13 protein-coding genes are annotated in these 14,635 nt (G+C 70.0%); 7 read left to right on the top strand and 6 right to left on the bottom strand.

Going from position 1 to position 14,635, the window contains the following annotated elements; translation table 11 throughout:
- Positions 1 to 12 precede the first annotated feature (12 nt).
- On the top strand, positions 13 to 2,076 hold the full coding sequence (locus AB8K43_RS00955) for a hypothetical protein (protein ID WP_370890446.1): 2,064 nt from the start codon (positions 13 to 15) through the stop codon (positions 2,074 to 2,076).
- On the opposite strand, the gene AB8K43_RS00950 is transcribed toward AB8K43_RS00955, so the two are convergent.
- From AB8K43_RS00950 to AB8K43_RS00930, 5 genes are all read right to left on the bottom strand, one after another.
- The gene (locus tag AB8K43_RS00950; RefSeq protein ID WP_370890444.1) at positions 2,055 to 3,527 is read right to left on the bottom strand and encodes a glycosyltransferase 87 family protein; all 1,473 of its coding nucleotides are present in this window, start codon (positions 3,525 to 3,527) and stop codon (positions 2,055 to 2,057) included. The genes AB8K43_RS00955 and AB8K43_RS00950 overlap by 22 nt on opposite strands.
- The gene (locus AB8K43_RS00945) at positions 3,524 to 4,243 is read right to left on the bottom strand and encodes a glycosyltransferase family 2 protein (RefSeq protein ID WP_370890443.1); all 720 of its coding nucleotides are present in this window, start codon (positions 4,241 to 4,243) and stop codon (positions 3,524 to 3,526) included. Before AB8K43_RS00945 ends, AB8K43_RS00950 begins: the two co-directional genes overlap by 4 nt.
- A 15-nt stretch (positions 4,244 to 4,258) precedes the next feature.
- Complete coding sequence (locus AB8K43_RS00940; protein ID WP_370890441.1) at positions 4,259 to 5,137, bottom strand: DUF5926 family protein; 879 nt, start codon at positions 5,135 to 5,137, stop codon at positions 4,259 to 4,261.
- A 74-nt stretch (positions 5,138 to 5,211) separates the two neighbouring features.
- Positions 5,212 to 6,276, bottom strand: coding sequence for an MBL fold metallo-hydrolase (locus tag AB8K43_RS00935; protein ID WP_370890439.1), 1,065 nt, complete (start codon positions 6,274 to 6,276; stop codon positions 5,212 to 5,214).
- A gap of 97 nt (positions 6,277 to 6,373) precedes the next feature.
- On the bottom strand, positions 6,374 to 6,868 hold the full coding sequence (locus AB8K43_RS00930; RefSeq protein ID WP_370890437.1) for an ATP-binding protein: 495 nt from the start codon (positions 6,866 to 6,868) through the stop codon (positions 6,374 to 6,376).
- 306 nt (positions 6,869 to 7,174) lie between these two features.
- Here AB8K43_RS00930 and AB8K43_RS00925 point away from each other — a divergent pair, with 306 nt between their 5' ends.
- From AB8K43_RS00925 to AB8K43_RS00905, 5 genes are read left to right on the top strand one after another with little or no spacing between them, the layout of a single operon-like run.
- Positions 7,175 to 7,486 (top strand): hypothetical protein, encoded by a 312-nt coding sequence (locus tag AB8K43_RS00925; RefSeq protein ID WP_370890435.1) that lies wholly within the window; start codon positions 7,175 to 7,177, stop codon positions 7,484 to 7,486.
- A complete protein-coding gene (locus AB8K43_RS00920; protein WP_370890433.1) occupies positions 7,483 to 8,535 on the top strand; it encodes an FAD:protein FMN transferase in 1,053 nt (350 codons plus the stop codon). Before AB8K43_RS00925 ends, AB8K43_RS00920 begins: the two co-directional genes overlap by 4 nt.
- Complete coding sequence (locus tag AB8K43_RS00915; protein ID WP_370890431.1) at positions 8,532 to 9,095, top strand: ferric reductase-like transmembrane domain-containing protein; 564 nt, start codon at positions 8,532 to 8,534, stop codon at positions 9,093 to 9,095. The genes AB8K43_RS00920 and AB8K43_RS00915 overlap by 4 nt, the downstream gene beginning before the upstream one ends.
- Positions 9,092 to 10,237 carry an NADH-ubiquinone oxidoreductase-F iron-sulfur binding region domain-containing protein gene (locus AB8K43_RS00910; protein ID WP_370890429.1) on the top strand — a complete coding sequence of 382 codons (1,146 nt, stop codon included), beginning with the start codon at positions 9,092 to 9,094 and terminating at the stop codon, positions 10,235 to 10,237. The genes AB8K43_RS00915 and AB8K43_RS00910 overlap by 4 nt, the downstream gene beginning before the upstream one ends.
- On the top strand, positions 10,237 to 10,449 hold the full coding sequence (locus AB8K43_RS00905; RefSeq protein ID WP_370890427.1) for a ferredoxin: 213 nt from the start codon (positions 10,237 to 10,239) through the stop codon (positions 10,447 to 10,449). Before AB8K43_RS00910 ends, AB8K43_RS00905 begins: the two co-directional genes overlap by 1 nt.
- 47 nt (positions 10,450 to 10,496) lie before the next feature.
- Here the strand turns inward: AB8K43_RS00905 and AB8K43_RS00900 are convergent, their stop codons facing one another.
- A complete protein-coding gene (locus tag AB8K43_RS00900; protein ID WP_370890425.1) occupies positions 10,497 to 12,140 on the bottom strand; it encodes an FAD-dependent oxidoreductase in 1,644 nt (547 codons plus the stop codon).
- Between the two features lie 95 nt (positions 12,141 to 12,235).
- Between AB8K43_RS00900 and AB8K43_RS00895 the strand changes: the two genes are divergently transcribed.
- Entirely contained in the window at positions 12,236 to 14,629 is a 2,394-nt protein-coding gene (locus tag AB8K43_RS00895; RefSeq protein WP_370890424.1) for an HAD-IC family P-type ATPase, read from the top strand.
- The last annotated feature ends 6 nt before the right edge of the window (positions 14,630 to 14,635 follow it).

Below are 14,635 nucleotides of genomic sequence, written 5' to 3'. Positions count from 1 at the left end.
TAACCTGAGCGGGTGCGCAGCCGTGGCGAAGGGGGACGAAGGGGGACTCGCACCCTTGGTCGCCCGGGCCGCTCACTGGTCATCGCCCTGCTCGCCGTGCTCACGCTCGCCTTCGGCGCCGGGCCTGCCCGCGCCGAGGCCGCGCCGATCACCCCCCGACCCGTGGTCGTGATCGGCGTGCCCGGGTTGGCGTGGGAGGACATCACCACGGACGGGACGCCGGCGCTTTGGCGGCTCGCCGAGCAGAGCGCGATCGGAGCACTCGTCACGCGGGCCGCGCACTTGCGGACCTGCCCGGCCGATGGCTGGCTCACCCTCGGGACCGGGGTACGCAGCGCCCTTCCTCGTCCGCAGAGCCCGGACCAACAAGGCGACCCTCGCCTCGAACCGCGATGCGCTCCAGACCGATTGACTCTCGACTCGGTCACGTCGACCGACCCCCGGGGGTGGCTCCTCACGACGGAATCGGGTCAGGAGCCGATCACCGTCATCGACGGCGGGGCGGTCATCGATCCGCAGTCCCTCACCGGGCGGGCCGCTGCGGTTCCGGCTCGGACCGAGCAACTGAGCGCGGTCGACGAGCGAGTCGAGGCCGCGCTTAAGGACGTGCCGCAGGACGCGATCGTCATCGTTGCTGGCCTCTCCGATGACGGCGCGGAGCCCGGGTTGCGGGCGGTGATGGTTCGCGGCGAGGGCTTCCGGGCGGGCTGGCTGGCCTCCGGGTCGACGGGTCGCGTGGGCCTCGCCCAGACGAGCGATGTGACGGCGACCGCCCTGGCCCACGCCGGCCGCGATCGCCCGGCCGAGGTCATCGGTCGAGAGCTGACGACCAAGACCGCGTCAGGCTCCTTCGCCGATCGTCGCCAGGTCTTGGTCGATGGTGATGGCGAGTTGCGCGCCGGGGAGGCGGTGATGCTCCCCTTCTTCGTCACCTACGGCGCGCTCATGGTCGCTCTGGTCGCGCTCGGCGTGGTCCTCTGGCTGCGCTCGCGCCGTGACCCGACCCGCCGAGTGCGACTCCTGCACACCATCCGCAATGTCACGCTCTTCGTCTCCGCGATCCCGCTCGGGCTCTACTGGGTGACGAGTTTCCCGTGGTGGGAACACGGGCATCTCGCGCTCGGGCTCGCCGGTTGGACGCTGCTGATGGCCCTGGCGGCGATGGGTTTCGCGCGGCTCACCGGCACGCAGTGGTGGGTCCTACGGCCCGCGATCGTCGCCGCGCTCACCCTCCTCGCCCTCACCTCCCCGCTGATCCGCTACGGCTCGAGCGAGCCCTGGGATGACCGGATCTTCATGAGCACCCTCGGCCTGCACTCGCTCGACGGTGGCCGCTTCCGCGGGTTCGGCAACGTCCCCTTCGCGATCTTTGCCGTCTCCCTCTTCCTCGTCCTGATCCTGCTGACCCACGCCGCGCGCCACCACCGACGTCGGCCGATGATCATCGCCGCCGTGATCGGGGGCCTCGGGGTGATCATCGCGGGCGCGCCGCAGCTCGGTGCGGACGGCGGGTCGGCGCTCGCCCTCGTGCCGGCCGTCGGGTATCTCGTCCTCGCCGTCGGCGGCATCCGGGTCACCTGGCTACGGGCCGCGCTGCTCGGCCTCGCTGGGGCGGCGGCCTTCCTGATCGTCGCGGGACTGGACCACCTCCGACCCGAGGAGAGCCAGACCCACCTCGGCCGCTTCTTCGGGGACCTCCTCTCGGGCGAAGCCGGGGGCGTGATCTGGCGCAAACTCGACGCCAACCTCGCGATGCTCTTCGGGCCCGAACCCATCACGCTGCTCGTCCCAGTAGGGCTGGTCGCGGCGATCTGGTATCTCGCGCGGGCGCCGAAGGGGGATGACGCATCGCCGGATCGAGTCTGGGCCGCCTATCCCACGCTGCGCCCTGGGCTCATCGCGACGATGGTGGCGCTCGTCCTTGGCTTCGCGCTCAACGACTCGGGCACCGCCATCCCACCGGCCGCTGCGATGGTCCTGATCCCGGCGGTCATCGCGATCGTCGCCGGCCACGAGGTCGAGCGCCGCACGCCGTCCGCTTCGCCCACCACCGATCAGGCGGTCACCGACTCCTGACGCTCGCGGCGCGCTCGGGCGAAGAGGACGCCGATCACTACCCACGCGACGACGGTCACGAGCGGCGAGGCCACCATGCGAAAACCCAAGGTCACCACTTCGACATCGTGCGGGAGCGTCACCCGGCCCGGGACGTAGGCGAGCGCTAAGACCAACCCGCGCGCGATGAGGACCGCGATCAGCACCCGCCAGAGGTGCCCCCCGTCGCGCGCTGCGACGGCCGCGATCACCGCGAGCGCCGCCCACTGGGGGAGCTCATACCAAGGCAGGACGTAGGCAGAGCCGAGGGCGTAGGCGACGAAGAGGACGAAGAGGGCGCGCGCCGACTGGGCGAGCAACGAGGCCTGGTCAAGGAGCGGCTCGGTGAGCTTCCACAACCACCAGGCGAGCAGCACGCAGACCACCGCCGACCCCCTCGAGGCGATGGTTCGGGCCACCGACTCGTCCATGACGAAGCCCAGTCCGGTATAGAGCGCCCGCCACGGGGTGGCATAAGAGACCCCGCCGCTCGCCTCGATGAGGCGGTCGAAAACATAGCGCCCGGCCCAGAGGTGCGCGGGGATGGCGACGAGCGCCGCGCCGCCGACGAGCGAACCGATCCACCGGCCGGCCGAGGGTAGGTCTGGCGGTGTCTCCCCCTTCGCCCGTCGGACGACGAACCACCCGATGATCAGGGCCACTCCGATGACTCCGGAGGTCACTTTGGTGCTCGCGGCCGCCCCGACGGCGAGACCGGCGAGCAGAGGACGATGCCGGGCGGCCGCGACGAGGGCAGCGGCGATCGCCAGGACCGCGATCGTGTCGACGTGGGCCCCGAGGACACCCGCGCCGAGGACGAGGATGTTGGTCGTCCACCAGAGGTCGACTGACTCGGTGTCGGCGACCCGGCGGAGGAGTTCACGCACACCGAGCCAGGCCGCGACGACGATCGCCTGCCAGACCCAGACGATCTGGCGGGTGTCGTCGCCGCCGATCAGACCACCCAGTCCCATGAGCGCCGTCGCGATCGGGCCATAGAGGTTCGCGGTGTCCTGCCAGGGCGGCTGGATCGCGGCGATCACGGGGTCGGGGCCATACGCCAGCGGCGAGCCCGCCCACGGATCGCCGCCCAGGGCGAGGATCCGGCCGTAGGCGGCGTAGTTGGTGTGATCCGCGGTGCCGAAGGGGGCGGTCATCAGCAGGACGATCGCGATGACCGCGAGATGCCAGGCCCGCAAGCCCAGAGCCGAGGGGTAGCGGTAGCCGCGCCATAGCCCGGCTGCTCCGAGCACATATCCGGCGACCTGGAGCGCGATGATGAGCCAGGGGTGGACGGTCCAGGGCAGGTGAGGCGGGGCGAACCCGTCGCCGGGCAGAGGCGGTAAGGCGACCGAGGGTCCGGCGATCCCGACGAGGACCAGGCACGCGAAGGCAGCGCTCAGCAGCCCCACGCGGACCGGGTCGCGCCTCACGACCGGAAGCGCCGCTCGGCCATCGCGCGGGAGACATCGCGCAGCTGCCGGGCGCGGTGCATCCGCCCAGACCAGTTCGCGCCACTCGCCCGGTGCTCGAAACGCACCGGGACTTCGCGCACCCGCAGGCCCGCTCGCAGGACGTCGACGAGCATGGCGGCCTCGACACCCCAGCCCGGCGCGAGCGGGGTCGCCGCCTCGAAAGCGGCGCGGGTCAGGCAGCGCATGCCGTTCAGCGGCTGGGCGATTTCGCATCCGGTCATCGCCATGATCTGGCCGCGAGCGAGGCGCACGACGCGACCGGCGCCGTGGGAGGACGAGTGCCGGGGGATGTTTGCGACGGCGAGGTCGGCGCGCCCCGCACGCACGACGTCGATCAGCGGCTCGAGATTGGCCGCGGTCCCCTGGAGGTCAGCGTCGACGAAGAGGAGCAGGTGGGGGAGCAGACCGCGCTGGCGCTCCTCCTCGACGAGTCGCGCGACCCCGGTCGCGAGGGCGGTCGACTTGCCCTGGTTCGTCGCGTGGCGCACCACGATCGCTCCTGCAGCGGCGGCTACGCGCGGCGTGTCATCGCTCGAGCCGTCGTCGACCACGATGACGAGGTCCACGTGGGGTAGCGATGCGACCGCGGCGATCGTCGCGGCGACCCGGTCGGCCTCATCCTTCGCCGGGATGATCGCAGCGACGCACGGCGGATCGCCCTTCGGCAGTTCCACGTCCCCCCTTCCCACTCAGCGCAGGGTGACTTGGCGCGACAGCAGACCCGAGCGTGCGCGTCGTTCGTCGGCGCTCAGCGGTTCGGTCGCGGCGAGCGCGGTCTCGTACCGGGCGAGCAGCTCGGTGAGCGGAGCGACATGGCTCTCGGGTTCACTCCCGGCAGGGACCTCCCAGACCGGGACGAGCAGGCCGCCCGCGCGGAAGGCGCCGAGGAGCCGGGTGTCGTCACCAATGGTGGACTCGCCAGCGGCGAGGAGGCGCGCGAGCGCGTTGGTGGCGTCGTCCTCATCCTCGGCGAGCACCGTGCGGATATAGGTGCGCTCGCCGATCTGCGCCCAGAAGGCGGAGGTGAGGCCGTCGAGGCGCACCGTCGGGATCGTCGACTCGTTGGCCCGCTCGAGCGACTCACGGGCCTCACCATCGAGGTCCTGCTCGCCCACCCAGAAGTCAAAGCCCTCGTGGACCGTCAACTCGAAGGGGGCGTCGGTGTCGAGGAGGTCCTGAAGGCGAGGGGTGTCCCGGGTTGCTGGCGGGACGGTGGGGATCGGATGGCCCGGCTCGGCGTCCAAGGCAGCGAGCATTGCCTGAGCGAGATCGCGGCTCGCGTCACCGCTCGTGGTCCCCGACTGGCAGGCGATCAGGACCTCACCGGTGTCGCGGCGCAGGGCCGCCCAGGCCATCGGCAACACGGTCGCGAGCGTGACCGTGGCCGGACCCCCTTCCGGCACGCGGTCTGCGGCCAGGGTGAGTTCGGCGGTCGCGGCGGGCAGGATCTCGTGGGCCGCGACCCAATCCGTCTCGCTCGGCAGACCCTCGAAGGGGCGAGCCACATACGGAGCGGGAGCGACCTTGGGCGCGCGCGCGTCCTTCTTACGTCGAGATGCCTTACCCATGGCGGTCAGCGTAGGCGAGAGGGCCGCGCGGACCGCTATCGACGCGCGATCGCCCGTTTGAGGGTCCCGCGGTCTTAGCGCCGGTCGCCCGCGGTCTCGGCAGTCGAGGTGCCGACGGTGCGCCACCATCGTTCGCCGGGATGCGGAGCCGTGAGATCCAGCCGATCGCCGAAGACCGGAGTGGTCACCTCGATGTCGTGCGGCGCGGCGTACGCGAGCACCTGCTCGAAGGGGTCATCCCACGGATGCATCGCGAGGTCGAAGGTGCCGTTATGGATGGGGAGTAACCAGCGTCCGCCGAGGTCGAGATGGGCTTGGACGGTCTCTCGTGGGTGCATGTGGACGAAGGGCCAGTTATCGCTGTACGCGCCGGTTTCCATCATCGTCAGATCGAAGGGGCCGAGGCGCCGCCCGATCTCGGCGAAGCCGTCGTGGTACCCGGTGTCGCCGCTGAAGAAGAGGCGCAGGTCGCCCTCGTCGATGACCCAGGAGGCCCAGAGTGTGCGATTGCTATCGCTCAGCGTGCGGCCGGAGAAGTGCTGCGCCGGCGTCGCAATGAGCCGCACCCCATCGACCTCGGCTTCTTCCCACCAGTCCAGCTGTCGCACCTGCGCGCGCGGGACGCCCCAGTCGATCAGCCGGTCACCGACCCCGAGCGGCGTCAGGAAGACACCGGTCTTCGGCGCCAACTCGGTGATCGTCGCCTTGTCGAGATGGTCGTAGTGATCGTGGGAGAGGACAATGCCCGCCAACGGGGGCAACTCGGCCGCGGTGATCGGCACCGGATGGAAGCGCTTTGGTCCTGCGAACTGGACCGGTGAGGCCCGTAACGAAAAGACCGGATCGGTGAGCCACCACCCGCTACGAAGCCGGATCAGGACGCTCGAATGCCCGAGGCGATAAAGGCTCGGCGCGGGGGTCGCGTCCAGCTCGGCGCGGGTGAGCCGGTGAAGCGGCAACGGCCCATCGGGCGTGGTGGTCGCCGGCTTGTTGAAGAGGAAATCCCAGCCGAGCTTCAGCCCCGACTCGGTCCGTGCGACCGGCTGCTGTTCTCGCGCGTTGCGGAAGCGGCCTGCGCGGAACTGCGGGGAGCCGGAGTGGTCGCTCCAGGAGATTCCGGGCGTGGGGAAGGGGGTCATGCCAGGTGCTCCATCCGCTTGCCGGTCGGTCGTGCCAGCACTAACGACACCAGCGGAAGGGATTGTTCCCCCGCGGCCGATCGAACGCCCGATCGCGTCAGCCGCCGACGCGCCTGCGGGACGGGCCACCGAGGGCAGCCCACACCGTCACTTGGCGGTCACGGCGGTTGACGCCCCACTCGTGAGCGAGTCTGCGCACGATCCGCAGCCCGCGTCCGGAGGTGCGCCAGGCCGCTTCCGGGACCGGGCGTGGTTCGGTGGCACCGCCGCCATCGGTCACCTCGACCTCGACGCAATCGCCGCGGGCCTTCCAGTGCACGCGTACCACGTCGCCGGTGAGCGGGGTCGCATGGCGCAGGGAGTTGGTGACCAGTTCGGAGACCACGAGTTCGGCCTCGTCGATGACCTCCCTCTTGACCCCCCGAGCGCGGAGGTCGTCGCTTACCGCATCACGAAGCAGGGGGACAGACGAGGTGTGCCAGGGTGCGCGAATGGTGCGGCTCGAGCCGCTTCCAGGCTCGAGACCGAAGGCATCCACTGCCTCGGAGGGCTCGTCGGCGGAGGTGCGCAGATCGTCGTTGGTCAAACTCATGGGGCTCCGTCGTCTCGGGGCGTCACGTCCCGACGGCCTCTTGTGAAGGACGCCAAGACACATCGGCGGCAATTGTCTGGCAATTGTGGGCCCGCGACTACCCGAAAAGGGGTACTCCTTACTCGCCGGGAACCTTTTTTGGCATCGGGACCTCTTGCCGGACGACCGCCGGGGTGCCGGCGACATGGGCGGACATGTTCCATCCGTGACGAGTCCACCCCTTCCCCCTCGCGGCCTGCTCGACTGAGAAGGAACCCACACCAGCGTCATAGGTAACGCACAGTCACGCAGACGAAGGTGGCGGACATGAGCACACGAGCGAGCCGAGCGATCACCGTCTGGACGGCGAGCGCGATCAGCGCGGCCACGGTGACTGCCGCAGGAGTCGCGGTTTACCTGGCCGACCACCAGTCCACAGGTGCGGCGAGTTCCAGCACCACCTCGGAGGCGACGACCGGCACCGGCGGCACCGTGACCGGAGAAGAGTCCGATTCGGAGTCCGAATCCTCCGAAAAGTTCTCGGACGATTCCGCGGGCAGCAATGACTGGGGCACCGCGCCCTCTGTCCAGTCCGGTTCGGGGTCCTCGAGCGCGCAGGGAACGACCCGAGCGTCATGACCCTGCTCACCGAACGCCCGACCTGGCGCGAGTTCCGCGCGATCGGCACCCGATGCCGTGTCGTTGCCACCGATCCCGAAGCCCTCGACGCCGCGGTCGCCCTGACCCGCGCCGAACTCGCCGCACTGGATCTCGCGGCCTCCCGCTTCCGCACCGACAGCGAGGTCAGCCGGCTCGCAGAGGTGTCCCCACCCGCTCCCGGAGGGCCAGGAACCACCACGCTCTCCCCCCTTCTGGCCGAGTACCTCCGCGCGGCGCTGACCGCAGCCGAACTCACCGGCGGGCTCGTCAACCCAACGATCGGGCAGGCGCTGCTCGAGGCCGGGTATACCGACGACATCGATGTCGTCCGGTCGCGGACCTCCTACCCAGCCCGAAGCACCTCAGCGGCCGCCCCCGCGGTGAGTCTCGGAAGTGACCCGATCGCTTGGATCGGTCCGGCGCGGACGATGCCCGTGCTCACCGCTCACGCGACCTGGCGCGATCTCGACCTGCTCGACAACTCCCTCACGATGCCGGCGGGGACCTTGATCGACCTCGGCGCGACCGCCAAGGCCTACGCGGCCGATCGGATCGCGAGCACCTTGGCCGATCGCCTGGGCGGAGGATTCCTCGTCGATCTCGGAGGCGACCTCGCGAGCAGCGGCGAACTCCCCCACGGCGGCTGGGTCATCGCGGTCGTGGATGGCTCCGGACGTCGGCGGGCCACGGTGCTCGGGACCGGTCAGGGGTTCGCGACGAGTTCGACCGCGGTGCGCCGCTGGGCCATCGAAGGGGGCGAAGCGCACCACATCATCGACCCACGGACCGGGCGCAGCGCAGACGCGGTGTGGGAGATGGTGACCGTCTCGGCGCGATCAGCGCTCCTCGCCAACACCGCCTCCACCGCTGCGATCATCCTCGGCTCGGCTGCTCCCGCATGGTTGAGCGAGCGGGGCCTGCCGGCACGCCTCCAGCACCACGACGGACGGGTGATCACGACCTCCGGCTGGCCGACCGATGAGGCCGGCGCGACCCCCTTCGCACCCCGATCGGAGCCCCGGCGATGAACGAGATCCTTTGGTACGTCTCGCGCGCGACCGGCACCGTGAGCATGGTCTTGCTGACCGTCGTCTTGGTCCTCGGGATGGTGATGTCCGGACGCCGGCGACCGGCCGCCCTCTCCTCGGCGGTGATCACTGGCTTGCACCGCAGTCTCGCGCTCGGGTTGGTCGCCTTCCTCGGCGCACACGTCGCGACCGCGATCGCTGAGACCTACGTCGACATCGACTGGATCGCGGCCATCGTCCCCTTCACCTCAGGCTATGAGCCGCTCTTCGTGGGGCTCGGCACGATCGCGGTCGACCTGATCGTCGCGCTGGTGGTGACCTCGCTGCTCCGGCACCGCCTCCCCGAACGCGCCTGGCGGACCGTGCACCTGGCGGCTTATGCCTTGTGGCCGATCGCGCTCGCCCACGGCTGGTTCCTCGGTACCGCCGACCAGCCCCTGCTCCGCGGAGTGACCGTGTTGTGCGGCGCGGCCGGGGTCGCCGCCATCGTCTGGCGGTTATCGGCGACACCGGCTCAAACCCGCCTCCCCCGTCAGATCGCCCGCGAGGAGTGGACATGACCGCAACGATCCCCCACCGGTCGCCGGGCTATCTCCCTGCCGGGGACGCTCTCGCGGACCTTCTCGACGACGCCGGGCTCACCGGTCGAGGTGGCGCCGCCTTCTCGACCGCGACCAAGCTCCGCGCGGCGGCCCACACTCGCGCCCCGTTGATCGTCAACGCCTGCGACGGGGAACTGGGCGCGGCCAAGGATGCCTGGGTCGTCGCTCATCACCTGGAGGAACTAGTCGCCGGCGCTGCCCTAATCTCCCCACGGGTTCGCTTCGCCGCCCATCGCGGCAGCGAGACCGCCCGACGACTGACCACCGCGGGCGTTCGCGTCCTCGAGGTCCCGCACCGGTACGTCTCATCCGAAGAGTCGGCCCTGCTGTCCCTCGCCTCGGGTGGGCTCGCCCGACCGTTGTCTCGCACGGCACCGATCACCTCGGGTGCGCGGCGAGCGGACGGATCGAAGGTCCCCGCGACCCTGGTCCTCAATGCCGAAACCGTCTGGCGCGCCTACCAAATCGCGACGAAGGGGGTGCGCTGGTACCGCTCCTTCGGCACCCCCGAGGAGCCCGGTCCGCGCCTCGTGACCGTCGGCGGCGCCGTCGGAAGGGGGCACCCGCTCGTCCTCGAAACGGAGTCCGGCGCCCGCCTCGCCTCCCTTTTGGAGACGGCTGGCGGCACTTGGCCCGGGGTGTCCTCGCTGGCACTCAACGGCCTCGGGGGGCGATGGATGCCGTGGACGAGCGCGGAGCGCAACCTGCCGTGGAGCAGCCGCGCGCTCGCCCCCTTCGGGATTCGCACGGGCGCCGGCATTCTGTGGGCGATCGACCCACACCGCTGCCCGCTCGAGGTGCTCGATGAATGGGTCGGTTACGCGGCTGGCGAGAGCGCCGGACAGTGCGGGCCGTGCCTATTCGGCGTGCCGGCTGTCGCCGCCGATGTCTCCGCCCTGGCCCGCCGGAAGGTCGACCGCGGTCTCGCGCAGCGCCTCGGGCGCCGGTTGGGGTGGCTCCCAGGGCGCGGCGCGTGCCGATTCCCTGATGGGGTGTCGGGCCACGTCAGTTCGGCGCTAGCGGTCCATTCCGAACACGTCAGCGACCACCTTCGAGGGGTCTGCTCCTATCGTCCGCCCCGCCGCAGAGGAGACCGATGATGGCCCATCACCCGACCCGACGCTCGCTCACCTTGACCATCGACCCGACGCGTTGCACCGGCCACGGAGTTTGCGCACACCTGCTCCCGGATCAGGTCACCCTCGACGAATGGGGTTACCCGATCCTGCACCGCCGCTCGGCTGAGGCGCTCGGGCCCGAGGGCCAAGCGGCGATCCGCCTCTGCCCCGCGCGCGCCCTCACCTGGACCTGACCTGCCGGACTCGTCCCGGCGGGTGACCGCGGGGGACGGCTGCGGGTTTAGCGGGCGGTTCCGGCGCGGTAGGTCTTCAGACCGCCGTCGAGGTTCCGCGCCGAGCGGCCGTGCTGGGCGAGGATGCGCGCGGCGAGGTAACCGCGCAGACCGACCGCGCAGTGGACGATGAGCGGTCCCGACGGGACCTCGGCGATCCGCTCACGCAGATCGTCGAGCGGGATATTGACCGACCCGTCAATCGCGTCGCCGGCGTGCTCGCTCACGGAGCGGACATCGAGCACCTGGGCGCCCGCGCGCCGCGCCTCGTCGAGCTCATGCCACTGGATCGTCTCGACATCACCGTCGGCGAGATTGGCCGCCACGTACCCGAGGAGATTGACCGGGTCCTTCGCCGAGCCGAATTGCGGTGCGTAGGACAGTTCAAGGTCGGCCAGTTCGCTCGCGGTGAGGCCTCCGGCCATGGCGGTCGCGATCACGTCGATGCGCTTATCGATGCCCTCTTCGCCGACGCCCTGGGCACCGAGGATGGCGTCGGACTCTGGGTCGACAAGGAGCTTCAGCGCCATCGGCTGCGCCCCGGGGTAGTACCCCGCATGGCTCACCGGGTGGGTGTGGATCGCGCGGTAGGCGCGGCCGGCAGCGCGCAACCTCTTCTCGGACCAGCCGGTTGCCGCCACTTGCAGCCCGAAGACCCCGACGATCGCGGTGCCGAGGACCGGCCGCTTCGGGACCTCGCGCCCGGCGATCACATCAGCGACATGTCGACCCTGCCAGTTCGCCGGTCCGGCGAGCGGCACCAGGGTCTGCTCGCCGCTCACGGCGTCGGCCTTTTGGACGGCATCCCCGACGGCATAGATCGCCGGATCGCTGGTCCGCATGGCGTCATCGACCACGATGCCGCCGCGCTCCCCGACCTCGAGGCCAGCGCGCTCGGCGAGCGCGGTTTCGGGACGCACGCCGATGGCGAGGATCACCAGGTCGGCACCGACGAGCTCGCTCCCGGACTCAGTGTCAATCGACACGTCCTTCGGCCCGATCGCGGTAACGGTGCTCGCGAGGTGCAGCGCAACCCCCTTGTCGCGCAACCGATCGTGGACCGGCGCGACCATTTCGGGGTCAAGGGGCGCCATGACCTGGGTGGTGGCCTCGACCAGGGTCACGGCCAGGCCGGCGTGGGTGAGGTTCTCCGCGAGTTCAACGCCAATGAACCCGCCGCCGATGACCGTCGCGGTCGTCGCTCCCCCCGCCGCCGCGATCATCGCGTCCATGTCTTCGACATCGCGCAGGCTGAGGGCGCGCTCCACCCCAGGGATCGGGGGGCGCACCGGGGTGGCACCTGGGCTGAGGACTAGCGCGTCATAGCGAAGGGAGCGTTGCGCGCCGGAGTCGAGGTCGCGTACGACGACGACCTGATGGTCCCGGTCGATGTCGGTAACGTCGTGCCGGACCAGGACATCGATGCCGAATCGCGCGGCGAGAGACGTCGGAGTCTGCAGCAGTAGGTCCTCGCGCTCGGCGATGACACCGCCGACGTGGTACGGCAACCCACAGTTGGCGAAGGACACATGGCCGCTGCGTTCGATCACGGTGATCCGGGCGTTTTCATCGAGTCGCCGTAGCCGGGTCGCGGCAGACATCCCACCGGCCACCCCACCGACGATCACGACCTCACGCGAGTACTCGTTCATGCCGACAAGAATACCCCCAGGGGTATCACTAGACGAATCGCCATACGAACGCTCCGCGCCGGTCGACCGGTCCGACGGCTCCTAGACTGCCGAGGGTGACCAATCGCGCGGCTCCGGTAACACCGGCAGGCGGCCTCACCAGTGCCGAGGTCGCCGAACGGACCGCGGCCGGTCAGACCAACACCCAGCCCCCTCCCGCCGGGCGCACGGTCTCGCAGATTGTGCGGGACAACGTCTTCACCCGGATCAACGCGATCCTCGCCGTCCTCTTCGGCCTGGTCCTGATCACCGGGCAACTGAAACAGGGCCTCTTCGCGCTGCTGATCATCGCCAACAGCGTGGTCGGGATCGTGCAGGAAGTACGAGCCAAACGCACGCTCGACCGGCTGAGCGTCATCGGCGCCGCCCACCCGACCGTGCGCCGCGATGGACGCTCTACCCAGATCGCGCAAGACCAGATCGTCCTCGGAGACCTCATCGAGGTCGGGTCCGGCGATCAGATCGTGGTCGATGGCGAGGTCGTCGAGCAGAACCATCTCGTCCTCGACGAGTCTCTCCTCACCGGCGAAGCCGACCCCGTCGCGAAGACGGTGGGCGAGCAGGTGCTCTCCGGCAGCCACGTCACGGTCGGGTCCGGGGTCTACCGCGCGACCAAGGTCGGGGCGGACGCCTACGCCGCCCAGTTGACCGCCGAGGCGAGCCGCTTCACCCTCGTCGACTCCGAGCTCCGGCGCGGGATCGACACGATCTTGAAGTACGTCACCTGGATCATCATCCCGGTCGGGATCATGACGATCTGGATCCAACTCCGCGAGGTTCGCGCGTCCGGCCGCGACGCCCTCCTCGGCATGGTCGCCGCGCTCGTCCCGATGATCCCCGAGGGCCTGGTCCTGATGACCTCGGTGGCGTTCGCGGTCGGGGTGATCCGCCTTGGCAAGCGGCAGTGCCTCGTCCAAGAGCTTCCCGCGATCGAGACCCTCGCGCGAGTCGATACGGTCTGCGTCGATAAGACCGGCACCTTGACCGAAGGGGGAATGACCGCCACCGAGGTCAAGAGCGCCCCGGGTGGCCCCGACGAGGGGGCGATCCGCGACCGGCTCGCACAACTGCTCGCGACCGACCCGCACCCCAATGACACCAACCAAGCCATCGCCGATCTCGTGGGGCCGCCCGAACACCGCTGGGAGGTGAGCGCGACGGCCCCCTTCTCGTCGGCGACGAAATGGTCCGGGGCCACGTTCGCCGAGCACGGCAGCATCCTCCTCGGCGCGCCGGACGTCCTGGCCGAAGCGAAGGATCCCTTGCGGCTCACCGCCCAAGAGATCGGGGCTCAGGGCCTGCGCGTACTGATGGTGGCCGAGACGGATCAGGGAGTGGACGATCCCGATGTGCTCGCCGCGATCCACCCGATCGGACTGGTCGTCCTGCGCCAGCGGCTGCGCCCGGACGCGAGCGAGACGATCGCCTACTTCACCCGCGAAGGGGTGGATGTGCGGGTGATCTCCGGCGATAACGCGGCGTCCGTCGGCGCGGTCGCCGCATCGGTCGGGGTGGCAGGCGGGCCCGATCAGGCGATCGACGCCCGGTCCCTCCCAGACGACCCGGACGAGCTCGCCGCGATCCTCGATCGGCACGCGGTGTACGGGCGGGTCACCCCGCAACAAAAGCGCGAGATGGTCGATGCCCTTCAGCGCAGCGGCCGCATTGTCGCGATGACCGGGGACGGGGTCAATGATGTGCTCGCCTTGAAGGACGCTGACATCGGCGTCGCGATGGGTTCGGGTTCGGACGCTAGCCGCTCGGCCGCGCAAATCGTGCTGCTCGACAACCGCTTTTCCTCCCTTCCCGCCGCGGTAGCCGAGGGGCGACGAGTGATCGGCAATATCGAGCGGGTTGCCACGCTCTTCCTCACCAAGACGACCTACTCGGTCGTCTTGGCACTGCTCGTCGGCCTGTTCGCGATGCCCTTCCCCTTCGTCCCGATCCACGTGACAATCACCGCCTGGTTCACGATCGGGATCCCTGCCTTCATCCTCTCGCTCGCCCCAAATCAGGAGCGCGCCCGCAGCGGCTTCACCCGCCGGGTGATCCAGCGGTCCGCGCCCGGGGGCGTGGTGATCGGGCTGGCGGCCTTCCTTACCTACCGGCTGCTGTACCGGCACGACGCGTCGAGCACCCCCGAGCAGATCTCGACCGCCGTGCTCATCGTGGTGATCGTGATCGCTCTCTGGGTGCTCCTGCGGGTCACCCGCCCCGATACGGCGTGGAAGCACGCCCTGATCGGCGCGAGCGCCGCCGCCTATGTCGTGATGTTCACCGTGCCCCCGCTGGCGCGCTTTTTCAGCCTCGATGTGAAAAGCCCGATCGCTCTTGGCGTCGCGGCGGGGATCGCCGGCCTGGGGATCGTCCTCTGCGAGATCATCTGGCGCCGGTGGTTACCGGAGGCCTTCGAGCCGTTGCGGGATCCAGAGGGCGTGCCCTCGGCCTAGGCTCTT

The organism is Janibacter sp. GXQ6167, from assembly GCF_041365945.1.
In the GTDB taxonomy this organism is placed as follows: domain Bacteria; phylum Actinomycetota; class Actinomycetes; order Actinomycetales; family Dermatophilaceae; genus JBGFSK01.
The sequence above is the reverse complement of the archived record's forward strand: the minus strand, read 5'-3'. Positions and strand labels throughout refer to the sequence as shown.